The following is a 23324-nucleotide window of genomic DNA, read 5'->3' as shown; positions in this document are numbered from 1 at the left end:
GCACGGCTGTGCCATCGCCGCGTCATGGGCATGCGGCCGTTCGTGCTCCGGTCAGCCTCGCTGCTGTGCCTTCAGCAGCACGCCACGCAGTTCGTCCGGCTGCACCGGCTTGCGCAGCGCGTGCCAGCCGCGCTCGGTGGCCAGCCGCAGGGTCGCTTCGTTGATGTCGGCCGAAATCAGCGCGATGGTCAGCGAGGGCTTTTGCCGCTGCAGCTTCTCGGCCAGCGCGATGCCGTCGAGCACGCCTGGCAGCCGGATGTCGCACAGCGCCGCATCGAGCGCGTGCAGGTCGGCCAGTGCCAGCGCCTCGGCGGCGCTGGTGTAGACGCGCGGCGCCACCTCCCACTGGCGCAGCAGCGCGGACAGGCTGTCGGCCACCACCGCGTTGTCTTCCACCACCAGCACGGCGAGCCCGGGGCGCAGCGCGGGAGGCGCGTCGGCGTCGGTGTGCGGCAGGGCGGCGGGCCGCACAGGCACCACCGCATCGTCCGCCGCCGCCGGCAGCTCGAAGCTGAAGACCGAGCCGCGCCCCGGCGCTGAGCGCAACCCGACCTCGATGCCCAGTTGCGCCGCCAGCCGCCGCACGATCGCCAGGCCCAGCCCATGGCCGTGCTGCAGGTTGCGCTCGACATTGCCGATCTGCTCGAAGTCGTTGAACACCCGTTGCTGCGCCTCCGCCGCGATGCCGATGCCGCTGTCGCGCACCTCGATGCGCCAGGCCCGCTGGCCGCCGCGCCGGCGCGCCCGCACCGCCAGCAGCACGCGGCCGCGCGGTGTGAACTTGACGGCGTTGTCGACCAGGTTGGCGAGCACGCGGCGCAGCGACACCGCATCGCTCCAGACGACGGCGTCCGCCGGGCAGCGCACCACCACCCGGCCGTCGCCGGCCTGGCGCGCCAGTTCGTGCAGCAGCGGCGCCAGCGCCACCGCCACCGGCCGCAGCGGATCGACGGCGGCCTCGATGCGGCCGATTTCGAGCAACTGGTTGGTCAGGCCTTCCAGCGCCTGCTGCGCCCGCGCGAGCGACGCGACCGTGTACTGCACGGCCGGCATGTCCGCGCCGTTGTCCAATTGCTGGCGCAGCACCTCGGCCTGCAGGCCGATGGCCATGACGGGCTGGCGCAGGTCGTGGTTGGCTGCGGAAAAAAAGCGCAGCCGCTCGGCCTGCGCCTGCTCCGAGGCGCGCAGGCCGGCCAGCGCCTGCTCGCGCAGCGTGCGCTCGTTGAGCCGCAGGCCGATGTTTTCCTCGAGCTGGCGCGAGCGCTCGGCCACCAGCTTCCACATCATCGCGGTGAGGCCGATGCCGATCACCGCGACGGCCATCATGGTCGGCGCGCCCATCCAGAGCCCGGTGACGATCACCGGCGCCAGCAGCAGCGTGATCGCCAACTGGGTGGCCGGCGTGTAGAAAGACACCGAGAACGCAGACGACAGCGTCATGCCCATCAGGATCAGGCCGAGCAGCAACTGCTGGTCGGCGCGCTCCGGGTTGAACAGCAGCACGCCCGCCAGCCCGTGCGCCAGCTCCCAGATGCCGGTGCGCAGCGTGTGGGTGCGCTGCGCCGCGCGCAGGTTTTCGGGCGTGAAAGGGTCGGGCAGCCGCTGCGGGAAGAACCCCCGCAGCACCGTCACCATGGTGATCAGCGCGATCCACACCAGCGCATAGGCCAGCGAGTACTGCCAGGCAAAGAGCGCCGCCACGCTGCAGTTGAGCAGGTACTGCACCAGCAGCACCGGCCCGATGGGCCGCACGGACAGCCGCAGCACCTCGCATTGGATCGCAAAGCCGTCGCTGCCGGAAGCAGCCGGGGCAACCATGGGCGCGGGGGTGGGATTCATGGGCGAATCGACTATATAGAGAAGCGCCGTGACGCGGCGACAATGGAGACCCCTAGTCGGGCTTCCCGATGGCCAACTTTCCGTGAACGATCTTTCCTTTTTCCTGCCTTGCGCCGCCGGCGTCGAGGAATTCCTCGCTCAAGAGGTGCACGCCCTGACCGGCCGCGTCGGGCAAGACCTGCTCACCTTGCGCGGCGGCGTGCGGGTGCGCGCCGACTGGCGCGACGCCCTCAAGCTCAACCTGCACAGCCGCCTGGCGCAGCGCGTGCTGGTCGAGCTGGCCCATGCGCCCTACCGCAACGAGAACGACCTCTACGCCATCGCCAGCGGCGTGGCCTGGGAGATCTGGTTCACCCCGAAGCAGACCTTCAAGATCGAGACCACCGCCCAGCACAGCCCGCTGCAGAGCCTGAACTTCGCCACCCTGCGCATCAAGGACGCCATTGCCGACCGCTTCCGCGCCAAGGCCCACGGCGTGCGTCCCAGCATCGAGACCCAGTGGCCCGACTGCCGCGTGTTCGCCCACCTGACCACCGACAGCTGCACGCTCTACATCGACACCTCGGGCGAGCCGTTGTTCAAGCGCGGCTGGCGCCAGGACAAGGGCGACGCCCCGCTGAAGGAAACCCTGGCCGCCGCCATGCTGGCCGCCAGCGGCTGGTGGAACCCCGAGACCGGCGCCGTGGCCGCGCAGCCGCTGTACGACCCCTGCTGCGGCAGCGGCACCATCGCCATCGAGGCGGCACAGATCGCGCGCGGCATCGCGGCCGGCTCGCTGCGGCAGTTCGGCTTCGAGAAGCTGCTGCCGTTCCAGACACATGTCTGGTCCGCCATCAGGAAAGAAGCCGAATCGCAGGTGACCACGGGCGATGTCGCGATCTTCGGATCGGACGTGTCGCACCGCATGGTCGACTTTTCCGAGCGCAACGCCGAGCGTGCCGGCGTGGCCGAGGCCATCGAATTCCGCGGCGGCGACGCATTGCAGCGCATGCCGCCGGCCGAAGGCGGCGTGATCATGCTCAACCCGCCGTATGGCGAGCGGATCGAGGTCGGTGGCGTGGCCCGTTTCGGCGCCCGCGAAGCCGCCCAGACTTCCGGCGACGCGCCGGAGGGCGACGGCGGCGATTTCTTCCCGCAGCTCGCCACGCACTGGAAGAAGAACTACGCCGGCTGGACCGCCTGGGTGCTCACGCCCGACCTGAAGCTGCCCAGGCACATGCGGCTGAAGGAATCGCGCCGCGTGCCGATGTGGAACGGGCCCATCGAATGCCGCCTGTTCCGCTTCGAGCTGGTGCGGGGCTCCAACCGCGCGCCGCAGGACAACGCGGCCGGGCAGGCCTGAGCAGTCACTGCGCGGTGGTGCGGCCGCCGACGCTGCACGCCGCATTGACCGTGCGGGTGGCCAGCTCGCCCGGTGCGCCCGCGAACGTCATCGGGCGCACGTCGTCTTCCTCGAAGGTCTTCACCGCGACCGGCTCGCCGACGAAGTTCGGGTGGCCGAAGTAGGTCGCGCTCACGTAGCGTGCGCTGCGGGCTTCGCAATCGACGTTCGCGCGGGCCACGAAGGAGCGGAACCGCACGCCGTCCTTGCTGGTGCGGTCTTCCGCGAGGCTCATGCGCAGCGTCACGTTGCGGTGCGAGCCGTCGACCTCGACGCTGGTCGGATCGACCTGCACATAGCTGTTGCCGGCGTCGCCCGGCGAGCCGTTCAGCGTCAGCCATTCCGCTCGGACACCCGCGCCGGCGAGCAGGACAAGGCAAAGCAGCGGAAGTCGTTTCATGAAAGAAGAAGGGCGTGTTGGAAGGAGCAGCACGGTGCGCAATGCGCGAACGGCGCCGCGCGCATTGTGGGGCGTCGAACCCACTCGGGGCTGACGCCGGCCCCGCATGGTGCAACATCGGCGATAGTCCTCACGCACCCATGACTTCCACCGCCGTACCCGACCCCGTCGTCATCGACACCAACATCGCGCTCGACCTGCTGGTCTTCGAAGACCCGTCATGGGAGCCGCTGACCGAAAGGCTCGCGGCAGGCGCGCTGCGCTGGATCGTGACCGACGCGATGCGTACCGAGCTTGCGCGCGTGCTCGGCTACCCGCTCATCGCCCGGCGCATGGCGCAGCGGGGGCTCGAAGTGCCCGCCGTGCTGGCCGACTTCGATGCGCGCGTGCAGATGCTCGCCGGCACACCGCCGCGAGCACCCTGCGTCTGCAGCGACCCCGATGACCAGGTCTTCATCGACCTGGCCGTGGCGCACGGCGCGCTGCTGCTGAGCAAGGACCGGGCGGTGCTGTCGATGAAGAAGCGGCTGGCGCTGCGCGGCGTGGCGGTGCAGGACGCCTTCGCGCCCTGACGGACTGACCGGCTAACTAGCTGGCAGGCGTGTGGGTGGGCGGCACGCCGTGCCACCGCCCCAGCAGCCGCGCCACCGCCCGCACGCGCTGCGTGTCGCGTCCCCAGCGCCGGCTGGCCGGCAGCTTCTGCGCCCACTTCATGCGTCGCGCCGCGTTGGCGATGCGCTCGCGCACCTCTTCGTTCACGCCCGCCAGTGCCGCGTGCCAGTGCTGCCCCGCGGCTTGCGGGGCGGCGGCTTCCAGCATCATGGCCGTCGAATGCAGGTAGCTGAGCCAGTCGCGCGCCTGGCACTCGGCCAGCGTCATGACTTCGGCGGGGTCGTCCTCGAAGTCGATGTAGCCGATCACGCCATCGGGGCATTGCACGAGGTTGCGGTCGAAGGCCTGGCTCAGGTGCTGGCCGCGCACATGCACGGCCGCGATGGCCACGAGGCCTTCGCGCCACACCGCGAGCAGCGCGGCGGGGCCGGCGGCGGCGGCCTGGTCGAGCCGCTCCTGCAGCACGACGGTGGCACGGCCGCTTTCGCCGAGGTCGGAGATCAGCAGGCCGTCCGCCTGCTGCGCCAGCACCGTGGGCACGCGCAGGCCGGCGGCCGCCAGTTGCTTCAGGCGCCGCGCCTCGGTGGCAATGGCTGCTTCGCCGCCCGGGTTGGGCACGGGCTTGATGATGTCCAGCCGCGCCATCCGCGCGACCGCCGCCATCACGCGGTAGCCCCACTTGCCGTGGCGCGGGCCGGCCTTCTTGAGCCACACGCGCTCGCTGCCGAAGCGGTGGCTGGCCACGTTCTTCTCCTGGCGCGGCAGGGTGGCGCGCAGGAATTCCGCGTAGTCGCCGGGCGCCGGCGGATTCGGCAGGGCATCAAGGGGCGCGGGCGCCGAAGCCGCGCCCTTGCGCGCCTGCAGGCGCGTCGGGGCGCCTCGTCTCAGTGGATTCATCAGGTCAATACGTTCGCGCTTCGCGCCGCGTTCATGCGGCCATGGCGAGGCCCGTTGCCATCAACCCTTGCGGGCCCTTCGTCACGGGCTGGAAGCTCTCTGCGCTGGCCAGCGGCCAGTAGGTTCTGAAAACATTGTGCTGCTCGTCGAGCGCGCCGAGCAGGGCGCCCGGCTGCACCTGCATCACCAGGTTGCTCAATAGGCGCACTTCGGTGTCGGAGATGCGGCGCACGATGTGGTGCGCGGTGATCTGCTGCGGATGGTCGAGGCCGGCGGCCTGCACCAGCTCCTGCAGCGCATGCAGCGTGCTGCGGTGGAAGTTGCGCACGCGGTCGGCCTTGGTCGGCACCACCAGCGCCTGCTGGCGCACCGGGTCCTGCGTGGTCACGCCGGTGGGGCAGTGGCCGGTGTGGCAGCTCTGCGCCTGGATGCAGCCCAGCGCCATCATGAAACCGCGCGCCGCGTTGCACCAGTCGGCACCCAGCGCCATCATGCGGGCCACGTCGAAGGCGGTGATCACCTTGGCGGCGCAGCCGATCTTGATGCGGTGGCGCAAATTGACGCCGATCAGCGTGTTGTGCACCAGCAGAAGGCCTTCCTGCAGCGGCGCGCCCACGTGGTCGCTGAACTCGACCGGCGCCGCGCCCGTGCCGCCCTCGGCGCCGTCGACCACGATGAAGTCGGGCGTGATGCCGGTGGCCTGCATCGCCTTGACGATGCCGAACCATTCCCACGGATGGCCCAGGCAGAACTTGAAGCCGGTCGGCTTGCCGCCCGACAGCTCGCGCAGCCTGGCGACGAAATGCATCATCTCGGTCGGGTTGGAGAACGCGCTGTGCGACGAGGGCGAGATGCAGTCCACGCCCACCGGCACGCCGCGCGCGGCGGCGATCTCGGGCGTGACCTTCGGCGCCGGCAGCACGCCGCCGTGGCCGGGCTTGGCGCCCTGGCTCAGCTTGATCTCGATCATCTTCACCTGCGGGTCGCGCGCGTTGGCGGTGAAGCGTTCTTCGCTGAACGTGCCGTCGTCGTTGCGGCAGCCGAAGTAGCCCGAGCCGATTTCCCAGATCAGGTCGCCGCCGTGCACCCGGTGGTGCTGCGAGATCGAGCCCTCGCCGGTGTCGTGCGCAAAGCCGCCCATCTTGGCGCCCTGGTTGAGCGCCAGGATCGCGTTGGCCGACAGCGCGCCGAAGCTCATCGCTGAAATATTGAACACGCTCGCGCTGTACGGCTGCGTGCAGACCTGCGCCGGGTTGGCATCGGCCGGCTGCGGCGTGCCGCCGATCACGATGCGGAAATCGTGGTTCTCGAGCTTGGTCGGCTGCATCGAATGGTTGATCCACTCGTAGCCCGCGATGGTCACGTTGAGCTGCGTGCCGAAGGGCCGGTTGTCGGGGTCGCCCTTGGCGCGCTGGTAGACCAGCGAGCGCTGCGCGCGCGAGAAGGGCGCGGCCTCGGAGTCGCTCTCGATGAAGTACTGCCGCATCTCGGGGCGGATGTACTCCAGCAGAAAGCGGATATGGCCGATCACCGGGTAATTGCGCAGGATGGCATGTCGGGTCTGGCGCAGGTCGTGCACGCCGGTGCCGCTGAGCACCGCGAAAACGACCACGCCGATCCAGGCGAGCCAGAGGTGAGGGGACACCAGAACAAAGGCGAGGCAGGCGACCAGGCCGACCACGCACAGGGCAAAGGCGCTGTAACGCGTTGGAAACGGAATAATCGTGGGCATAGAAATGAGATGACTGCCAGAGCCTGCTGCATCATAGAGGGCTGCCCGGAACTTGCCATGACGACCTCCCCCGATACCCCCCAGACCCCTTCGCCCGCCCAGGAACCCCTCGGCCCCGACGATTTCGACGCCCTCGACCATGCACTCGACGCCATGCGCGAGCACGACGAGGAAATTCCCCAGTGGGAGTTCTGCGAAGGCTTCATGGCCGCGCTGATCTGCACCCGCCGGCCGATTCCGCCCGCCGAATACTGGCCGGTGCTGCTGGGCGACAGCTTTTCGCCCGCGCAGCAGATGGAGTTCGTCTGGAACTGGAAGCGCCGCTGGCGCGAGATCGAAGAGGGTCTGGACGCCCCCGTCGAGACGCTGGACGACGAACGCAGCTGGCAGCCCGAGGTGCTCGACACCCGTGGCGCCATCGCCTCGCTGCCCGAGGAAGAACGTGCCGAAGTGGCCGGCGAAGAGATCCCTTCGTTCGCGCAGGTCTGGGCGCTGGGCTTCATGTACGCGGTCGAGAACTGGCCCGAAGAGTGGGCCGCGCCGCGCGACAAGGAAGCCGCCCAGATGCTCGATGACGCGCTCGACAACATCGTGGCCCTGACCGAGGACGACACCGCCAAGCCCACCGTCTCGATGTACAGCGACGACGGCCCACCCAGCGTGAGCCAGCAGCGGCTCGACGACTTCGGCGCCGCCATCTGGGCGGTGTACGACCTGCGCCAGCTCTGGAAGAGCCTCGGGCCGAAGGTCGAGACGATCCGCAAGGAAGCCACGCCCGGCCGCAACGATCCGTGCCCCTGCGGCAGCGGCAAGAAGTACAAGAAGTGCCACGGCGAGTGACCGGGCTCGCCCCCAGGCTTCGCGCATGCCGTGCGCGCCTTCCCCCTTGCAGGGGGCAATGCCTCGGTTCCGCTGTACTCCTGAAATGAGCTCCATCCCGGCGCAGCGCCTTGCCGCAGAACCCCTGACGCCCCGTGCGGCCTGGGTCATGGTCCTAGCGCTGTGTGCCGGGGTTGCGCTGAGCCAGGCCTTCCGCACGGTCGGCGCCATCATGGCGAGCCCGCTGCAGGCCGACTTCAAACTCTCGGCCCAGGCCCTCGGGATCTTCTCGGGGGCCTTTCATTTCGCGTTCGGCGCCATGCAGCTCTTCATGGGCATCGGCATCGACCTGCACGGCGTGCGGCGCACGGTGCTGGTGGCCTTTCCCATCGCCATCGCGGGTGCGCTGCTGTCGGCCGTGTCGTCCAGCTACCTCGTGCTGGTGGCGGGGCAGGCGTTGATCGGTGTCGGCTGCGCGCCGGCGTTCCTCGTGTGCACCGTGTTCATCGCGCGGCACTTTCCGGCGGCGCGCTTCGCCACCGTCTCGGGCATGGTGCTGGCCATCGGCGGCCTGGGCATGCTGGCCACGGGCACGCCGCTGGCGTGGCTGGTGCAGGCCTATTCATGGCGCGCGGGCTTCCTGGTGCTGGCCGTGGCCGCCGCGCTGGCCTGGCTCGCGATCTGGCACTGGGTGCACGAACCCGCATCGGCCGTGCCGCAGGTGAAGGAATCGATCCCCGAGGCCATCCGCCAGTTCGGCGCGCTGTTCGCGATGCCGCACACGCTCGGCATCATCGTGCTCGGCGCGGTGACCTATGCGGCCTTCATCTCGCTGCGCGGGCTCTGGCTCGGGCCGCTCATGATGCAGCGCCACGGCTACTCGCTGGTGCAGAGCGGCAACGTGGCGCTGGTGGTGTCGGTGATCTCGCTGTTCGGTGCGCCCCTCTTCGGCAAGCTCGACCGAGACGGTGCCGCCGCGCGCCGCCGCTGGATCGTGGCCTGCGGATTCGTCTACGCGGCGCTGTTCGCGCTCATCGCCTTCCTGCATTCGGCGTGGCTCGACATCGGCGGCATGGTGCTGATCGGCGTGCTCTCGGGCTTCATCGTCTGGCAGTACGCCGACGTGCGCGGCGCCTACCCGGCCGCGCTGACCGGGCGCGCGATGGCCGTCTTCACGATGGCGATGTTCCTCGGCGTGGCGTTCATGCAGTGGGGAACGGGCGTGGCCGCCTCGGTGGCCTCGGCGCATGGTACCGACCCGCTGACGGCCGTGCTGGCGACCATCGCCGCGCTGCTGGTGCTGGGCATCGTGGCCTTCGCGTGGCTGCCCGCGCCGAAGGCCGGCCCGCTCAGATCTTGAAGGCGCGCTGAATGTCCGGCCGCACGAGGTCGGCATATTCGCGGTGCTTGCGGATGTAGCCCGCGATGAACTGGCACACCGGAATCACATGCAGCCCCTTCGCGCGGGCCTCGTCGAGCACGTGCCGCGCAATGCCCGAGCCCACGCCCTTGCCTTCGTGCTCGGGCAGCACTTCGGTGTGGGTGAACATGATCGCGTCGGTCAGCAGGTTGTACTCGGCATAGGCCGCGAGCTTGCCGTCGAGCGCGGCCTCGTAGCGGTGCAGGGCTTCGTTGTTGGTGAAGGCGAGATCGGTCGTGCTCATTCAAGAATCTCCGTGCGCCGCACTGCGGTGCGAGCTGGTTGGGGGGGGCCCGGCGTGGCGCTCAGGGTTGGCGTGCCAGGAAGGCGGCGAGGTTGGTGGCAGCGGTGGCGCGCACCTTCTTGCGCAGCATCGGTGTCCAGCCGAGCAGCAGGCCCGGCGTGCCCAGGGCCTGGCGCGACCATGTCCAGAACGGAAAGCTGTCGCGGTGCGTGGCGATCAGTCCCTCGGGCGTGAAGGTGAAGCGCGCGTCGATGCTGTTGTCGACCAGTCGGCCGGTGGCGCTGAAGCGGTAGTGCGCATCCCAGTGGGCGCTGCCCGTGGTCTCGTCGGCCTGCACGTCGCGCCATTTCAGGCGCCACACATCGGCCCCCTTGGCGCGCGTGGCCAGGGCCAGCATGCGCCACATGCCGCCGACCTCGCGGCGGCCACGCAGCGAAAACGCCTCGTCGTCGAACTCCGCGTCGGGCGCATAGCAGGCGGCCATGGTAGCGGCGTCGAGTTTCTCGAACGCGCTGTAGAAGCGCTCGATGGTCTGGGCATTGGTGGCTGCGGTCATGGGGCCTTTGGGTTGGGGGCGGGTCGCGTCACCGGGGATGGCGCGCGAGGAAATCATAGATCGCGTGGATGCAACGAACGGCCCGTCGGCGGTTTCATGAACGCCTGCGCCCCGGCAAGGCGCGCGCCGCCGCGCCACTGCTCGCCGTTACCGCGCGAGCAGCTCGACCATCGTCTGCAGCGCGTAGTGCACCGTGGCCGCGCGCACCGTGGCGCGGTCGCCGTCGAAGCGGCGGCGCTCGGTGCGCACTTCGCCATCGACCGACCAGCCGAACCAGACGGTGCCCACCGGCTTGTCGGGCGTGCCGCCGGTCGGGCCCGCCACGCCGGTGACAGCCAGCGCCGCGCGCGACGGCGGCGAGTGCGCGATCGCGCCCGTGACCATGGCGCGCACCACCGGCTCGCTGACGGCGCCGTTCGCCTCGATGACAGCGGCGTCCACGCCCAGCAGCTCGGTCTTGGCGCCGTTCGAATACGTGATGAAGCCGCGCTCGAACCATGCGCTCGAGCCCGCAAGCTCGGTGCAGGCGGCGGCGATCAGCCCGCCCGTGCAGCTCTCGGCGGTGGCCAGCATCCAGCCCTTTTTCTGCAGCAGCCCGGCCACGGCCACGACCAGCGCGGGCGTGTCCTGGTCGGCGAGCGTCGGCTGCGCGGGCAGCGTCGAAGAAGAATCCATCATCGGTCTTGTCACCATGCGCGCCAGAGCGCAATGACCAGCAGCGTACAGAAAGCCGCCACCAGGTCGTCGAGGATGATGCCGAAGCCCGCGCCCCACCAGCGCACCTGCGCCGCATCGCGCTGCTTGAACAGCGCGTCGGCCCAGGCCACCGGTCCGGGCTTGGCGGCATCGAAGTAACGGAACAGCGCAAACGCAACGGCCTGCGCGAGCAGCCCGGCCGGCGTGACCAGCCAGAGCACGATCCAGAAGGCGACCACCTCGTCCCACACCACGGCGCCGGGGTCGGCAATGTTCATGTCGCGCGCCGTCACCGTGCAGGCCCACCAGCCGATGGGCAGCGATGCCAGGATGATCCAGCCGATGGTGGCGGGCGCAAACCACAGCTGCATCACCGAGAAGGCGACCCAGGCCCACAGCGTGCCCACGGTGCCGGGCGCCAGGCGCGGCAGCCCCGAGCCGAAACCCAGCGCGATGGCATGCGCGGGGTGCGAGAACAGGAAGCGGACAGTGGGGCGGGGCAGCGTGGGCGTCGGCATGGGGCCGGTGGCGTCGGGGATGTCGCGGGTGTCGAAGGAAGAAACGGCTTGCATCAGGGGCAGAAGTGTCGCGCATCTGCGCCCCGGCTCGCGCGCCGAAGTTTCTATTTATCAAAGCAATAGCTTGTTTAATTAATCGGGCCCACCTAGTATTCGGGCCTTCTTTCCGCTCTTCGTGTCTGCCATGTCGTCTTCTTCCTCCGCCGATTCCGCCGCCTTGCAAGCCCCGTCTCCCACCGCGGCATGGAGCGAACTGTTCACCGGCCGCAACGGCTGGCGCGCGCTCGCCCTTACCGGCGGCGTCGCACTGCATGCCATCAACGTGCACATCGTGACCACCGTGCTGCCGTCGGTGGTGCGCGAGATCGGCGGGCTCGACTGGTACGCCTGGAGCACCACGCTGTTCGTGGTCGGCTCGATCCTCGGGGCCACGCTGTCGGTGCGGCTGCTCGCGGTGCTCGGGCCGCGCGGCGCCTGCCTGACCGCGCTGGCGGTCTTTACCGCCGGTTCGATGGGCTGCGCGCTGGCGTCGGCCATGCCATGGATGCTCGCGGGCCGCACGGTGCAGGGGCTCGGCGGCGGCATGCTCGCCGCGTTGAGCTATGGGCTGATCCAGCTGGTGTTCGCGCCGCGGCTCTGGCCGCGCGCGGTGGCGCTGGTGTCGGGCATGTGGGGCGTTGCCACGCTGTGCGGGCCGGCCGTGGGCGGGCTGTTCGCGCAGGCCGGGCACTGGCGCTGGGCCTTCTGGTTCCTGCTGCCGGTGGCGGCGGCGCAGGCACTGCTGGTGCTGGTGCAACTGCGGCCCTCGGCCGGCGTGAAGCATGAACGCCCCGCAACCTTGCCGCGCGTGCCGGCCCTGCAGATCGGCCTGCTCGCGGCCTCGGTGCTGGTGATTGCGGCGAGCGGCTTCCTGTCCGACCTGCCCTGGCAGGCCGCCGGCGTGGTGCTCGGGCTGGCCATCGGCTTCGCCGCCACGCGCATCGACCGCAGCGCCAGCGTGCGCGTGCTGCCCACCGGCGCCTATGCCGTGCGCACGCCGCTCGGCGCCATCTACGCCAGCGTGGCGCTGCTGCTGATCGGCACCACCACCGAAATCTTCGTGCCGTACTTCCTGCAGCTGCTGCACGGCCATTCGCCGCTCATGGCGGGCTACCTCACGGCGGCGATGGCCGGCGGCTGGAGCGCGGGCTCGCTGCTGTCGTCGGGCCGCAGCGGTGCCGGAGCCGATCGCATTCTGCGCACCGGGCCGGTGGTCTGCACGCTGGGTCTGGTTGCGCTGGTGGTGTTGCTGCCGGCACCGGGCCTGCTCGGCGCGGGCTTCGAGACTGTGCTGGTGGCCATCGCGCTCGCGGCGGTCGGCCTGGGCGTGGGCATCGGCTGGCCGCACCTGGTGACGCGGGTGATGTCGCTGGCCCCCAAGGGCGAGGAAGGCCGGGCTTCGGCCTCGATCACCACGGTGCAGCTCTACGGCATGGCCGTGGGCGCGGCGGTGGCGGGGCTGGTCGCCAACGCGGCGGGCCTGACTGTGCCGGGCGGCATCGAAGGTGGGCGCTCGGCAGCCATCTGGCTGTTCGCGAGCTTTGCGTTGGCTCCCGCGCTGGCGGCGTGGCTGGCGTATCGCACCGTGGCGCGGCGGTCCCGGTGAGCGGGCCCCGCCAGGCTCAGGCGACCACGCCTTCCCAGGCCAGCGCCCGCTTGCGTGCCAGCACGCGCCTGGCTTCGCCGCGCAGCGTCGCCACCAGGTCGTAGACCTCGGCCGGAAGGTGCGCACCACGCCAGGCCACGTGCTGGTCGGCGCGGCACAGCACCAGGCGGTGCGCGTAGGCCTTGGGCACGTCTTCGGTTTCGATATCGAGCACCGTGAGCGGCATTCTGTAGGCACGTGCCGCATGCTCGATCGGCTTCACGTCCACGCTGCGGTCGAAGCGCAGCAGCGTGTAGCCGGGGCCGAAGGCGTCGTAGAGCGAGCGGCCATCGGCCAGCCAGAAATGCGGCGCGCGGCAGCCGGGCACGGTGGAGGGCGTGAAGTCGCCCATCGAATAGGGCGGCGCCGTGTGCTCGCCGTCCGCGATGATGATCGGCGAGCCGCTGTAGAAGTAGCCGAAGTTCAGGCCGCCACAGCAGAACTGCTGCACATTGAGCTCGTAGGCCTCGCGCCCGATGTCGGCCCGCAGCGCGTCGCCGGCCGGGCCCGGCTCTTCGATGTTCGGCGGCACCGCGCGGCGCGCGCGGATCATCTTCTGCGCATGGTCCATCGCGAAGTTCGACACCTGCTCGGTGATCGGCTGGCGCTCGGCCTCGTAGGCATCGAGCATGGCCTCGTCGCCCCAGCCCTGCACCACGGCGCCCAGCAGCCACGAGAGATTGAGCGCATCGGCAATGCCCGCGTTCATGCCGTAGCCCGCATAGGGCACCCACAGGTGCGCCGCATCGCCCGCCAGGAACACGCGGCCTTCGCGGAAGCGGTTGGCCACGAGGCGGCGGCCGACCCAGTCTTCCTTGCTGATGACCTCGTATTCGAAGTCCGGCCCCACGCCGAGGATGTCGCGCAACGACTGGTCGCGGTCGACCGAATCGAACTCGGGTTCTTCGGCGTTCAGGTGGTTGTGCACCAGCCAGGTCTCGTGGCCGTCGATGGCGAACATCGTGCCGCAGCGGCGCGGGTTCATCGCGTAGTAAGACCACGCCGGCTTGCCCGGGATCATGGCGCGCAATTTCGGCGCGCGGATGAAGGTCGACTGCACGCGCTGGATGACGGCCGTGCCTTCGAGCTTGGCGCCGATCTGCTTGCGCACGGCGGAGCTGCCGCCGTCGCAGCCCACCATGTAGCGGCATCGAATGCTGCGCGTCACGCCGCTGTCCATGTCGGTGGCAATGGTGGTCACGCCGTCGTCGTCCTGCGTGAAGCCCGCGAACTGCGTGCGGTTGAGCAGCTGCACGCCCGGCAGCGCGGCCGTGTGCTTCAGCAAAATCGGCTCCAGGTAGATCTGGTTGATGCGATGCGGCGGCTCCGGCGTGGGCCACCACGCGTCGGGGCCCTCGGTCTCGGTGTAGCGGTCGCGCCGGCACGGAATGGGAATGCGCGTGAGCTCGGTGCCCGTCACGCTGGTGCGGAACACCACGTCGTTCGGATGGTCCGCGGGCAGCCCCGCATCGCGCAGCTTCTGCGCCACGCCCAGGCGGCGGAACTGCTCCATGGTGCGCGAGGCCACGTGGTTGCACTTCACGTTCGGCGGCTCGGCGAAATGGCGCGTTTCACAGATGACCACCGTGACGCCGCGCGAGGCGAGGTCCATCGCCAGCGTGAGTCCCACGGGGCCGGCGCCGACGATCATCACGTCGGCAGTCAGTGCGGTGTTGTCTGTCATGTCTTGCAAGAGATAAGAGATCCTGTCGGTTCGTGTCAGTCGAGCCGGATGTTGGCGGCCTGGATGACCTTCGCCCACTTCTTCGTTTCGGAGCGGATGTAGGCCTCGAAGGCTTCGCTCGAACCCGGCGCCGGCTCCGCGCCGAGGTTGCGTATCGAGGCCTTGATCTGTTCGTCGCCGAGCGCGGCGTTGATCTCCGCGTTCAGCCGCGTCACGATGGGCGCGGGCGTGCCGGCCGGCGCCACCACGCCGAACCAGCCCGTCGAGTCGTAGCCCGGCAGCCCGGCCTCGGCCACCGTGGGCACGTCAGGCAGCATCGGCACGCGCTGCGCGCTGGTGACCGAAAAGGCGATCAGCTTGCCGGCCCGGATCTGCTGCAGCGAGGCCGGCAGGTCGACCAGCGCAAGCGGGATCTGCCCCGCCATGGCGTCGAGCGCCGCCGGACCCGAGCCGCGATAGGGCACTTCGACCAGCTTCACATCGGCCATCTGCGCGAACAGCGCCGCCGACAGGTGCATTGCCGTGCCGTTGCCGCCATGCCCGATCGACAGGCCGCCCGGCTTCGACTTCGCGAGCGCGATCAGCTCGCGCTGCGTGCGCGCCGCGATCGAGGGATGGCCGACGATCACGAAGGGCGTGGCCGCGACCATGCCCACCGGCTTGAAGTCCTTCACCGGATCGAAGGGCATCTGCGGATACAGGCTCACGTTGGCGGTCAGCGCGCCCGCTGCGCCCAGGCCCAGCGTGTAGCCGTCGGCCGGCGTCTTGGCCACCAGCGAAAGCCCCACGTTGCCGCCGGCACCGGGCCGGTTGTCCACCACCACCGGCTGGCCCAGCTTCTCGTTGAGCCGCGGCACCAGCATGCGAACCACCGCGTCGGCGCTGCCGCCCGGCGGGAACGTCACGACCATGCGGATGGGTTTGTTCGGAAAGTCGCCGGCCGGAGCCTGTGCGAACGCCGCGCCGCCGAAGACAGTGCAAGCCGTCGCCAGCATCAGCTGCCGACGCCGTGCGCTCGTCCCGCGGGCGAGGGGAACCGTCATCGAGACTCCTTGAATATGGGTATGGTCCGAATGCGCATTGAACGATGGCCGGATTCATTCGTAAATCAAGAAATTCCGAATCAAATATCATCTTTCCTGATGAATGCGAACTTCAGTCCTACGATCCGCCAGCTGCGCGCTTTCCTGGCCGTTTACCAGCTGCGCAAGCTCAGCACGGCGGCGCAAAGGCTGTTCGTCACGCAGTCGGCGGTGAGCATGCTGATCCGCCAGCTCGAAGAGGGGCTCGACACGCGCCTGTTCGACCGCACCACGCGTTCGCTCAAACCCACGGCGGCAGCCGAACAGATGATGGTGACGGTCGAGCGCATCCTGCGCGACGTCGATTCGCTGTCGAACGATTTCCGCGAACTGGCCACGCTGGAGCGCGGCCGCGTCACGCTGGCCATCACGCCCACGCTCGCGGCCTTCCTGCTGCCCGATGCCATGCGCGCCTTCAGCGAGCAGCACCCCAAGGTGCGCGTGCTGGTGAACGACTGCGCGCCCGACCAGTTCATCTCACGCATCATCGGCGAGCACGTGGACTTCGGCATCGGCACGCCCGAGCGCCCCGGCGCCGAGGTCGAGGTGCAGCGGCTGATGCGCGATCACCTTGCGCTGGTGTGCCGCAGCGACCATCCGCTGGCCAAGGCGCGCGTCGTGCGCTGGAGCGACCTGGGCCGCCACCCCGTCATCACCGTGCGGCCCGGCTACGGGGTGCGCCCGCTCATCGACGGCACCGCGGCCGAGGCCGGCGTGACGCTCGACGTGGTGAACGAAGTCTCTTTTCTTTCCACCGCGATCTGGATGACCGCGGCCGGCATGGGCGCGTCGATCATGCCCTCGGCCTTTGCGCGGGCCGAGGCCGATCCGTCGCTGGTCGTCAAGGTGCTCAGCGCGCCGCGCGTGGCGCGCGACATCTCGGTCGTCATCAAGCGCGGCCATTCGCTCTCGGCCGCGGCGCGCGCCTTCATCGAGGCGCTGAAGCGCTCCCTATAATTTTTTGCATCCGCAGCAACCACGGGAGGGCCTGGCCCATGAGAACCTTCGTCCAACGTCTCGGAGCCCTGTCGCTCCTGCTGGCCTTCAGCGTCGTGCTGGTGGCCTGTGGCAACAAGGAGGCCGACCAGCGCGCCGCCTTCATCGCCTTCCTGCAGACCCGCGTGCTCGACAAGCCGGGCCTGCGCGTGCCGACCCCGACCGCCGAAGAAAAAGCCTCGTTCGGCGACTACGCGCAGCACTACGCGGTGATCACCGATTTCAACGAGGGCATGAACCAGTCGGTCAGCAAGCCGATGAACGAGGTCATGGCCAAGGGTGCGCCGCGCTCGATCACCGACCTGGCCTCGCGCCACGACGACCTCAAGGCCGCCAAGGAAGGCTTGGGCGGCCTGCGCACCGCGCTCGACCAGCAGGTGGCCAAGGCCGATGCCGCGCACGCGCAGCTCAAGCAGCCCGACGACCTGAAGCAGGTCTACGACAAGGCCTACGAAAAGACGGTGACGGCGCCCGCCACCACGTTCAAGGAAGTGTTCCCCGCGCTCGACACCGTGTTCGCCAGCGCGCTGTCCATCGGCGACTTCCTGCAGCAGAACAAATCGAAGATCCAGGTCTCCGGCAGCTCGGTCACCGTGTCCGATCCGGCCGTGCAGGCCGAACTCAACAAGATGCTGCAGCAGCTGAACAGCCAGTCGGCCGCCATCAATGCGGCTCAACAAAAGATGCAGGCGATGGTGCGTGGAGGCTGATCAGACGAAGTGGTCGAACGAGCCGAAGCGCTGCGCCACCGGCGCACCGTTGGCATCGACGATGCGCAGGCCGGCTTCGGCATCGATGCGGCCGATGCGCGTGACGCGCGTTGAACTGTCCTTGCCGGCCTGTTCGACCGCACCGCGTGCCGATGGCGGTGCGGTGAAAACCAGTTCGTAGTCATCGCCGCCCGACAGCGCGCAGGTGCGCAGGATTTCCTTGCCGAGGCCGGGGGCCTCGACCGAAATCAGCGCGGTCGCTGCGTCGGCATCGAGCGTCGCGCCCACGCCGCTCGATCCGAGGATGTGGCTCAGGTCGCCGATCAGCCCGTCGCTCACATCCACCGCCGACGTGGCCGTGCCACGCAGCGCCTGCCCCAGCGTCACGCGCGGCGTCGGTTGCTCCATGCGCGCGCGTGCCGACTCGAAGGCATCGGCCGACAGCGCGACCGTGCCGCGAAACACCTCCAGTGCCAGCCGTGCGTCGCCCAGCGTGCCGCTGACCCAGATGTCGTCGCCGGCCCGTGCGCCTGAACGCAGCAGCGCCGCGCCGGCCGGCACTTCGCCGAACACCGTGATGCAGATGTTGAGCGGCCCGCGCGTGGTGTCGCCGCCCACCAGTTCGCAGCCATGCGTATCGGCCAGCGCGAAGAGGCCGCGCGAGAAGCCTTCGAGCCAGCCTTCGTCCACGCCCGGCAACGCCAGCGCGAGCGTAAAGGCCAGCGGCTTCGCGCCGCAGGCCGCGAGGTCGCTGAGGTTCACCGCCAGCGCCTTGTGGCCGAGGCGCACCGGATCGACGGTCGAGAGAAAGTGCCGGCCCTCGACCAGCATGTCGGAAGAAACCGCGAGCTGCATGCCCGCGGCCGGCGCGAGCAAGGCGCAGTCGTCGCCCACGCCGAGCGGGGAGCGCGTGGCGGGGCGCTTGAAGTAGCGTGTGATCAGGTCAAATTCACCCATGGGGTGGGAGCATAAGGGGTGGGGCACTGCTACAAACCTCCCATGCCCGAATCAGGACTTCTTTGATGCGATCCATTGAAAACATGCTTGGCCTGTGGGCTTCGGGTCTTCGGTCTTCAGAGGCGCTTGTCGAGTGGGCCGGTGTCGCCATTGCGCGAACCGATGAGTTCCGGCAGGAGCTTTTCGATCTTGTGACCTACGGGCCCGAGCAGTGTCTGAAGTGGGCACAACATGATTTTCCGCCGCGCCCGACGCCGATGAGCTATCTCCAGCAGTTCTGCGTCCGCGCGATCGAAACCGGGCTCGACTCGACGGCTTCGGCGCTGGCGTTCGCAAGCTGGGCTGCACGGTTCTGCATGGGCGAGGATTTGTCCGAACCTGCTGTGTCGTTCGGCTATCAGATCGATCACCTCCTCTTCGACTGTGAAGACGAAGAGGCTGCACTTGCATTCGTTCGAAGCGAGCTCCCGGCGATGTTGCCGCGGTGCCGTGCCGTGGCTGTACCGTTCCTCGACGACGAAGCCTGACCGGCCCTAGGACAGGCGCGGCCTTGCTTGTCGGTGGCCTTGTGGCGCCTCAGGCCGCGCCGCGAAACCTCAACGCCGCCTGCCGCACCACCTCGGCCAGCAGCCGCTCTTTCCCCTGCTTCTCTCGCAGCCAGCGCGCATCGTTGCGGTTGGCCTCGACGCTGGTGCGCAGCTCGCCCAGCGCCTGCGTGGCGTTGAGCGCCTCGCTGTGCCATTCGAGCTGGGTCATCGTCATCAGGATGTGGTCGCGCAGCGGCATGTGCTGGCCGGTGGCCGGGTCGACATACACCGCGTCGAGGCCGAAGCGGCAGGCCTGAAAACGGTTGTAGGTGTAGACGAGGTAGTCGTCTTCGGTCGGCTCGAAGGGCTGCTCCTGCAGGAACCAGGCGGCCAGCGATTGCACGTAGCCTGCGAGCGCGGCGGCGCGCTCGACGGTGAGCGGGGTGTCGAACACGCGGATCTCGATGGTGCCGAACTCGGGCTTGGGGCGGATGTCCCAGTAGAAGTCCTTCATGCTGCGCACGACGCCGGTACGGGTCATGCGCTCGAAGTACGCCTCGAATTCCTTCCAGCTCAGCGTGAAGGGCGCGCGGCCCGACAGCGGAAACGCGAACACCGAGTTGAGCCGGGCCGAGTCGAACTGCGTGTCCTGCCCCTGCACGAAGGGCGAAGACGCCGACAGCGCAATGAAGTGCGGGATGTAGCGCGACATGCGGTGCAGCATCAGCAAGGCCGCATCGGCATCGGGGCAGCCGATGTGCACGTGCTGGCCGAAGATGGTGAACTGCTTGCTCAGGTAGCCGTACAGCTCCGACAGTTCGCGAAAGCGCGGCTTGTCGTAGATGCGGCGTTCGTGCCACTGCTGGAAGGCATGCGTGCCGCCACCGACCACCGCGATGTTGAGCTTGTCGGCATTGCGGATCAGCGCCTCGCGAATGGGCGACAACTGCGTGATCACGTCCTGCGCCGAGTGGCAGATGTCGGTCGAGATCTCGATCATGCTCGAGGTCATCTCGGGCACCACGCTGCCGGGCAGCGGCGTCTGCGCCATCAGCCGCAGCATGTCTTCGGCATACGGCGCGAGGTCGTAGTCGTGCGTGTTGACGAGCTGCAGTTCCAGCTCGACGCCGAGCGACAGCGCTTCCGACTTGTTGAACGGCTCCAGCTTGACAGCGCGGCTCGCGGGATCGGCCGCCAGCGGCGCCGAGCGCACGTCGTCGCTGTCCGGGTCGATGGGGTTGACCGTGGTGGTGGTGCTCATCGCTGCGTGTCCTCCGTGGTGCTGAAGGCCTGGGGTGCCCAGGGCACCGAGCTTTCGCCCACCGCATGAATGGCGACGGTGGCAAGCACCGCGCCCACCACCTCCATCAAGAGAATCGAAGGCAGGGCGACCTGCGTGATCATGGTGCCGAGCAGGGGCGAGGCGCTGGCGAAGTTCGAGGCGATCAGCAAGGCGATCGACGACAGCGGCGACATCGCGCAGCCGACCCAGAAGGCCTGCTTCCAGCTGGCGCCGCTGCCCGGGTTGGCAATGGCCACGCCGGCGATCTTGGTGACCAGGCGCACGCCGATCACGGCGAGCACCACGCTGGCCACGGGCAATGTCCAGTCGGCCTGCGCCGCCACGATGGACACCAGCACGAACATCAGCATGGTCAGCAGCGATGCCGCCGTGCCCAGCTGCCGTTGCCAGGCCCAGGGCTTGGGGTTGAGCGTTTTCAGCAGCACGCCGCCGATCAGCGCCGCCAGCGGCGCCGAGCCGCCGACGTGCGCCGTGAGCGCGGCGCCCGCGGCGATGAGCGCGAGCAGCAGGATCGACGTGTTCTCACTTGTCGGGCTCATCACCCGCAGCGCCGAGCGCAGGGCCAGCGCCATGATCGCGCCGACCACGAACGACAGCCCCAGCACCACCGCCACCGGGTAGAGCTTTTGCAGCAGCGTCTGCGGCGCGCGTTCGATCAGGCCGGCCTGCGCATAGCCGAGCGCCAGTGCATAGAAGGTGTTGAGCGTGGCCAGCGTCATCGCGCGCTCGGTCACCGGGCCGGCGGCGCGGGTGTCGATGATCACGCGGCTCAGCACGGCTGGCGAAGCGACGATGGCCATCAGCGCGATCGGGTTGGCCACCGGCTCGGGCAGGCCCAGCAGCATCAGCACCCAGAACACGCCGAAGTAGGTGAGCGTGGCTTCGAGCAGGCTCTGCACCAGCACCATCGGGTTGTGGCGGAACCAGCGCAGCGGCAGCCGCCCGCCGGCCTCGAACAGCACGATGGCCACACCCAGCTCCAGCAAGAAGAGGCTGATGCCGCGCAGCGGCCAGATCGCGCCCTCGAAGCCTGCAAAGCCCACCACCGCGCCCACCAGCGAATAGCCGATCACCTTGGGCAGCCCCAGGTAGCGGCGCACCAGGTGGCCCGAGACCGCGGCCGCGGCCAGCAACAGGGACCACAGCACGGTGGGCAGGCCGGCCGAGGGGCGCACCCACTCGGACCAGAAACCCAGCAGATCGTTGATGAAGCTCGTCAAATTCATGCAGGTAGGAAGAAGCTGATGGGCCGGCTGCGCCAGCGGGCCCAGATCGCACTGCGGATGCGTGCGCGGTCTCCCAGGCTCACGCTGTGCGCGCGCAGCGCCAGCCGGAAGGCGAAATAGAAACTCACGCTCACATTGAGCGCACCGATGACCGGAATCGCCGCCACCGCCCACCACAGCGCAGGCTGCTGCAACACCGACAGCCCCGTGGACGCGGCGGCCGCGGCGATCTGCCCGGCCGAGAGCGTCACATGGCGCACGTCCAGCCCGAGCCCGAAGAAACCCGCGAACGCGGGCAGCAGGCCGAGCATGAGGCCGAGCGAGATGTTGGAGGCAAAGCCTGAGATGTGTGTGCGCATGAAGGTGGCCCAGCGGCGGGCCCGTGCGGCGCCCAGAAAAGCACCGATGCGTGGGTTGTAACGCATGGCGGAGTCCATGCGATGCAGGACAAAGGCGTTTTCTGTCCATCCGGCGATGATGCTGGCCGAAAACAGCAGGATGCCGGTGATTGCCGCATAAAGCGCGGTCGGCCCGGCCAGCGACAGCGAATGCAGCGTGGCCGCGGCATGCGCCGCGTCGAGGAGCGGCCGGCCCAGGGCGTATTGCACCAAGAGCGCCAGCGCGAGCATGGCCGGCACCACCACCAGCACATTGCCCAGCACGGCCGCCACCTGCGAGCGCACGAGGTTGGCCACCTCGTCGACGAAGTCGTCGACGGCGGCATCCGACTTGATGTCGCGCAGCCGCGCCGCCAGCGCAGGCGCCGTCATCGCGGGCTGCTTGGTGGCCAGCGTCAGGTGCAACAACTGGATCGCGACGAAGCTCGCCGCATACATCAGGCCCGAGCTCAGGCCCGCCCAGAAGGCCGACAGGCCCAGCGCATAGATGCTGAACTTCAGCAGCACCGTGATGGCGGTGAGCGCGCCGCCACCGGCGGCCTTCTTCACCATCTGCGCGTAGCTGGCGCGGTCGCGGGTGATGTAGTGCTCGCCGGTCTCGGCGCTGCGCTCGGTCACCTTGGCCGCGAGCATCGACGAGTTCGACGCGATCAGCGCGCGGATGCTGTTGCGCTCGCCGCCCGCCAGCACCAGCCGGCCCATCAGCCGCGCCACGCTGGGCGCGGGGTTGGGCGACATCAGGCAGTCGAGCAGTTCGCGGATGCGCAGCACGCGCTCGCGCAGCTGGCGCAGCCGGAACACGAGGCCGACCGAGATGCCGTTGTCTTCGAGGTGCGTGTAGACCGAGGAGGCGCCGGCGCGGCAGGCGTCGAGCCGGTCGCGGAACGCCACGAAGGCGGCCTGCAGTGCTTCTTCGCTTTCTTCGCCGGGCGGCTGTCCGAACATCTGTTCGCGCAGCGCGTCGAGGTCGGCCATCAAGGCATGGAAGGGGCGCGACGCGGCCTGCTCGGTGCTCATGCGCAGCCGCAGCTCGGGCGAGAAGCCCGCCGCGACCACCTGGCTGGCGCAGTAGGTGACGGCGTCCATCACGGTGTGGCGCCAGCGGGGCGCGCCGTCTGCATCGAGCGCGGCATCGGCCAGCAGCGCGCCGATGCGCCCGAGCTGGGTTTCGTCGAGCAGCGCGATCCAGCCCGCATCGAACACGCCCGGCAGCACCATGCGGAACAGGTCCGACGCATCGGTGGTCTCGGGCGTGCCGGGCAGGATCTTGCGGCGCAGCCGTTCGCCCAGCTCGCTGGCGAAGGCGGTGCGCGGCGCGAAGCCGTAGTCGGCCAGCAGCGTCGTCAGGTCGACCGTCTGCGTGAACGCGCGCCACCACGCGCGCAGGCGTTCGCGCAGCTCGGGCCGCGCTTCGATGGCATCGAGCAGCAGCTGCACGCGGCCCGTGGCCGCCTGCGGCGAGGCGCGGTCACCGCGCAGCCAGTCGAAGAGATTGATGAGCCAGATGTGGCGTTGCGCCACATCGGCCGTGGGGTCGAGGCCGGCAAGCAGCCCCTGCAAGTCGCGAGATGCAGCAGCCATGAAAGTAGGGCTCCATTGCGGGGAACACCGCGGAACCGGCTTTGCCGGGCCGCTGGTGTTGC

The 23324-nt window shown here is 69.2% G+C and carries 22 protein-coding genes; 8 read left to right on the top strand and 14 right to left on the bottom strand.

Going from position 1 to position 23324, the window contains the following annotated elements; genetic code table 11:
• Positions 1-51: 51 nt before the first annotated feature.
• Complete coding sequence (locus ACGLHS_RS25765; protein ID WP_394484414.1) at positions 52-1839, bottom strand: ATP-binding protein; 1788 nt, start codon at positions 1837-1839, stop codon at positions 52-54.
• Positions 1840-1921: 82 nt separating this feature from the next.
• Between ACGLHS_RS25765 and ACGLHS_RS25760 the strand changes: the two genes are divergently transcribed.
• Positions 1922-3181 carry a class I SAM-dependent RNA methyltransferase gene (locus tag ACGLHS_RS25760; protein ID WP_394484412.1) on the top strand — a complete coding sequence of 420 codons (1260 nt, stop codon included), beginning with the start codon at positions 1922-1924 and terminating at the stop codon, positions 3179-3181.
• A 4-nt stretch (positions 3182-3185) separates the two neighbouring features.
• Here the strand turns inward: ACGLHS_RS25760 and ACGLHS_RS25755 are convergent, their stop codons facing one another.
• Positions 3186-3620 (bottom strand): surface-adhesin E family protein, encoded by a 435-nt coding sequence (locus tag ACGLHS_RS25755; RefSeq protein ID WP_093246487.1) that lies wholly within the window; start codon positions 3618-3620, stop codon positions 3186-3188.
• Between the two features lie 140 nt (positions 3621-3760).
• Between ACGLHS_RS25755 and ACGLHS_RS25750 the strand changes: the two genes are divergently transcribed.
• A complete protein-coding gene (locus ACGLHS_RS25750) occupies positions 3761-4192 on the top strand; it encodes a putative toxin-antitoxin system toxin component, PIN family (RefSeq protein WP_394484409.1) in 432 nt (143 codons plus the stop codon).
• Positions 4193-4208: 16 nt separating this feature from the next.
• Here ACGLHS_RS25750 and ACGLHS_RS25745 read toward each other — a convergent pair whose 3' ends face one another.
• Positions 4209-5129 carry a hypothetical protein gene (locus ACGLHS_RS25745; RefSeq protein WP_394484407.1) on the bottom strand — a complete coding sequence of 307 codons (921 nt, stop codon included), beginning with the start codon at positions 5127-5129 and terminating at the stop codon, positions 4209-4211.
• Between the two features lie 31 nt (positions 5130-5160).
• Entirely contained in the window at positions 5161-6861 is a 1701-nt protein-coding gene (locus ACGLHS_RS25740; protein ID WP_394484405.1) for an FMN-binding glutamate synthase family protein, read from the bottom strand.
• A gap of 57 nt (positions 6862-6918) precedes the next feature.
• On the opposite strand from ACGLHS_RS25740, the gene ACGLHS_RS25735 reads away from it, so the two are divergent.
• Both ACGLHS_RS25735 and ACGLHS_RS25730 read left to right on the top strand, forming a co-directional pair.
• Positions 6919-7701 carry a UPF0149 family protein gene (locus tag ACGLHS_RS25735; RefSeq protein WP_093246231.1) on the top strand — a complete coding sequence of 261 codons (783 nt, stop codon included), beginning with the start codon at positions 6919-6921 and terminating at the stop codon, positions 7699-7701.
• Between the two features lie 148 nt (positions 7702-7849).
• Complete coding sequence (locus tag ACGLHS_RS25730; protein ID WP_394485110.1) at positions 7850-9040, top strand: MFS transporter; 1191 nt, start codon at positions 7850-7852, stop codon at positions 9038-9040.
• On the opposite strand, the gene ACGLHS_RS25725 is transcribed toward ACGLHS_RS25730, so the two are convergent.
• The 4 genes from ACGLHS_RS25725 to ACGLHS_RS25710 all read right to left on the bottom strand — a co-directional run bounded on the left by ACGLHS_RS25725 (position 9030) and on the right by ACGLHS_RS25710 (position 11114).
• A complete protein-coding gene (locus ACGLHS_RS25725) occupies positions 9030-9344 on the bottom strand; it encodes a GNAT family N-acetyltransferase (protein ID WP_093246230.1) in 315 nt (104 codons plus the stop codon). The genes ACGLHS_RS25730 and ACGLHS_RS25725 overlap by 11 nt on opposite strands.
• 61 nt (positions 9345-9405) lie before the next feature.
• Positions 9406-9900 (bottom strand): nuclear transport factor 2 family protein, encoded by a 495-nt coding sequence (locus ACGLHS_RS25720; protein WP_394484404.1) that lies wholly within the window; start codon positions 9898-9900, stop codon positions 9406-9408.
• A gap of 147 nt (positions 9901-10047) precedes the next feature.
• Positions 10048-10575, bottom strand: a complete 528-nt coding sequence (locus ACGLHS_RS25715) for a CinA family protein (RefSeq protein WP_176801239.1) — start codon at positions 10573-10575, stop codon at positions 10048-10050.
• An 11-nt stretch (positions 10576-10586) separates the two neighbouring features.
• Positions 10587-11114 carry a phosphatidylglycerophosphatase A gene (locus tag ACGLHS_RS25710; protein WP_394485108.1) on the bottom strand — a complete coding sequence of 176 codons (528 nt, stop codon included), beginning with the start codon at positions 11112-11114 and terminating at the stop codon, positions 10587-10589.
• A gap of 184 nt (positions 11115-11298) precedes the next feature.
• On the opposite strand from ACGLHS_RS25710, the gene ACGLHS_RS25705 reads away from it, so the two are divergent.
• Positions 11299-12759 carry an MFS transporter gene (locus ACGLHS_RS25705; RefSeq protein WP_394484402.1) on the top strand — a complete coding sequence of 487 codons (1461 nt, stop codon included), beginning with the start codon at positions 11299-11301 and terminating at the stop codon, positions 12757-12759.
• A gap of 16 nt (positions 12760-12775) precedes the next feature.
• Here ACGLHS_RS25705 and ACGLHS_RS25700 read toward each other — a convergent pair whose 3' ends face one another.
• Both ACGLHS_RS25700 and ACGLHS_RS25695 read right to left on the bottom strand, forming a co-directional pair.
• A complete protein-coding gene (locus ACGLHS_RS25700; RefSeq protein WP_394484400.1) occupies positions 12776-14482 on the bottom strand; it encodes an FAD-dependent oxidoreductase in 1707 nt (568 codons plus the stop codon).
• A gap of 35 nt (positions 14483-14517) precedes the next feature.
• On the bottom strand, positions 14518-15525 hold the full coding sequence (locus ACGLHS_RS25695) for a Bug family tripartite tricarboxylate transporter substrate binding protein (RefSeq protein WP_394484398.1): 1008 nt from the start codon (positions 15523-15525) through the stop codon (positions 14518-14520).
• Between the two features lie 99 nt (positions 15526-15624).
• Between ACGLHS_RS25695 and ACGLHS_RS25690 the strand changes: the two genes are divergently transcribed.
• Both ACGLHS_RS25690 and ACGLHS_RS25685 read left to right on the top strand, forming a co-directional pair.
• Positions 15625-16521: a LysR family transcriptional regulator gene (locus ACGLHS_RS25690; protein ID WP_093246224.1), complete on the top strand. Its 897-nt coding sequence runs from the start codon at positions 15625-15627 to the stop codon at positions 16519-16521.
• Between the two features lie 38 nt (positions 16522-16559).
• Positions 16560-17270 carry a DUF3053 domain-containing protein gene (locus tag ACGLHS_RS25685; RefSeq protein WP_394484396.1) on the top strand — a complete coding sequence of 237 codons (711 nt, stop codon included), beginning with the start codon at positions 16560-16562 and terminating at the stop codon, positions 17268-17270.
• Here ACGLHS_RS25685 and thiL read toward each other — a convergent pair whose 3' ends face one another.
• Positions 17271-18227 (bottom strand): thiamine-phosphate kinase, encoded by a 957-nt coding sequence (gene thiL / locus ACGLHS_RS25680; protein WP_394484394.1) that lies wholly within the window; start codon positions 18225-18227, stop codon positions 17271-17273. It lies immediately after the preceding gene.
• Between the two features lie 65 nt (positions 18228-18292).
• On the opposite strand from thiL, the gene ACGLHS_RS25675 reads away from it, so the two are divergent.
• Positions 18293-18754, top strand: a complete 462-nt coding sequence (locus ACGLHS_RS25675; RefSeq protein WP_394484392.1) for a hypothetical protein — start codon at positions 18293-18295, stop codon at positions 18752-18754.
• Between the two features lie 49 nt (positions 18755-18803).
• Here the strand turns inward: ACGLHS_RS25675 and ACGLHS_RS25670 are convergent, their stop codons facing one another.
• Genes ACGLHS_RS25670 through ACGLHS_RS25660 form a run of 3 tightly spaced genes read right to left on the bottom strand, consistent with a single transcriptional unit; the run spans position 18804 to position 23262 of the window.
• Positions 18804-20015, bottom strand: a complete 1212-nt coding sequence (locus ACGLHS_RS25670) for a YbdK family carboxylate-amine ligase (RefSeq protein ID WP_394484390.1) — start codon at positions 20013-20015, stop codon at positions 18804-18806.
• Complete coding sequence (locus ACGLHS_RS25665; protein ID WP_093246217.1) at positions 20012-21283, bottom strand: cation:proton antiporter; 1272 nt, start codon at positions 21281-21283, stop codon at positions 20012-20014. The genes ACGLHS_RS25670 and ACGLHS_RS25665 overlap by 4 nt, the downstream gene beginning before the upstream one ends.
• Positions 21280-23262 carry a site-specific recombinase gene (locus tag ACGLHS_RS25660; protein WP_394484387.1) on the bottom strand — a complete coding sequence of 661 codons (1983 nt, stop codon included), beginning with the start codon at positions 23260-23262 and terminating at the stop codon, positions 21280-21282. Before ACGLHS_RS25660 ends, ACGLHS_RS25665 begins: the two co-directional genes overlap by 4 nt.
• Positions 23263-23324: the final 62 nt, after the last annotated feature.

This window comes from Variovorax sp. VaC1, from assembly GCF_043658315.1.
Lineage (GTDB): Bacteria > Pseudomonadota > Gammaproteobacteria > Burkholderiales > Burkholderiaceae_C > Variovorax.
The sequence above is the reverse complement of the archived record's forward strand: the minus strand, read 5'-3'. Positions and strand labels throughout refer to the sequence as shown.

Coding starts and splice junctions, on each gene's coding strand:
- ACGLHS_RS25765 (WP_394484414.1), bottom strand. CDS start 1,839: ATGAATCCCACCCCCGCGCCCATGGTTGCCCCGGCTGCTTCCGGCAGC.
- ACGLHS_RS25700 (WP_394484400.1), bottom strand. CDS start 14,482: ATGACAGACAACACCGCACTGACTGCCGACGTGATGATCGTCGGCGCC.
- ACGLHS_RS25705 (WP_394484402.1), top strand. CDS start 11,299: ATGTCGTCTTCTTCCTCCGCCGATTCCGCCGCCTTGCAAGCCCCGTCT.
- ACGLHS_RS25710 (WP_394485108.1), bottom strand. CDS start 11,114: ATGCCGACGCCCACGCTGCCCCGCCCCACTGTCCGCTTCCTGTTCTCG.
- ACGLHS_RS25745 (WP_394484407.1), bottom strand. CDS start 5,129: ATGAATCCACTGAGACGAGGCGCCCCGACGCGCCTGCAGGCGCGCAAG.
- thiL (WP_394484394.1), bottom strand. CDS start 18,227: ATGGGTGAATTTGACCTGATCACACGCTACTTCAAGCGCCCCGCCACG.
- ACGLHS_RS25715 (WP_176801239.1), bottom strand. CDS start 10,575: ATGGATTCTTCTTCGACGCTGCCCGCGCAGCCGACGCTCGCCGACCAG.
- ACGLHS_RS25755 (WP_093246487.1), bottom strand. CDS start 3,620: ATGAAACGACTTCCGCTGCTTTGCCTTGTCCTGCTCGCCGGCGCGGGT.
- ACGLHS_RS25750 (WP_394484409.1), top strand. CDS start 3,761: ATGACTTCCACCGCCGTACCCGACCCCGTCGTCATCGACACCAACATC.
- ACGLHS_RS25670 (WP_394484390.1), bottom strand. CDS start 20,015: ATGAGCACCACCACCACGGTCAACCCCATCGACCCGGACAGCGACGAC.
- ACGLHS_RS25740 (WP_394484405.1), bottom strand. CDS start 6,861: ATGCCCACGATTATTCCGTTTCCAACGCGTTACAGCGCCTTTGCCCTG.
- ACGLHS_RS25685 (WP_394484396.1), top strand. CDS start 16,560: ATGAGAACCTTCGTCCAACGTCTCGGAGCCCTGTCGCTCCTGCTGGCC.
- ACGLHS_RS25695 (WP_394484398.1), bottom strand. CDS start 15,525: ATGACGGTTCCCCTCGCCCGCGGGACGAGCGCACGGCGTCGGCAGCTG.
- ACGLHS_RS25725 (WP_093246230.1), bottom strand. CDS start 9,344: ATGAGCACGACCGATCTCGCCTTCACCAACAACGAAGCCCTGCACCGC.
- ACGLHS_RS25735 (WP_093246231.1), top strand. CDS start 6,919: ATGACGACCTCCCCCGATACCCCCCAGACCCCTTCGCCCGCCCAGGAA.
- ACGLHS_RS25665 (WP_093246217.1), bottom strand. CDS start 21,283: ATGAATTTGACGAGCTTCATCAACGATCTGCTGGGTTTCTGGTCCGAG.
- ACGLHS_RS25690 (WP_093246224.1), top strand. CDS start 15,625: ATGAATGCGAACTTCAGTCCTACGATCCGCCAGCTGCGCGCTTTCCTG.
- ACGLHS_RS25660 (WP_394484387.1), bottom strand. CDS start 23,262: ATGGCTGCTGCATCTCGCGACTTGCAGGGGCTGCTTGCCGGCCTCGAC.
- ACGLHS_RS25720 (WP_394484404.1), bottom strand. CDS start 9,900: ATGACCGCAGCCACCAATGCCCAGACCATCGAGCGCTTCTACAGCGCG.
- ACGLHS_RS25675 (WP_394484392.1), top strand. CDS start 18,293: ATGCGATCCATTGAAAACATGCTTGGCCTGTGGGCTTCGGGTCTTCGG.
- ACGLHS_RS25730 (WP_394485110.1), top strand. CDS start 7,850: ATGGTCCTAGCGCTGTGTGCCGGGGTTGCGCTGAGCCAGGCCTTCCGC.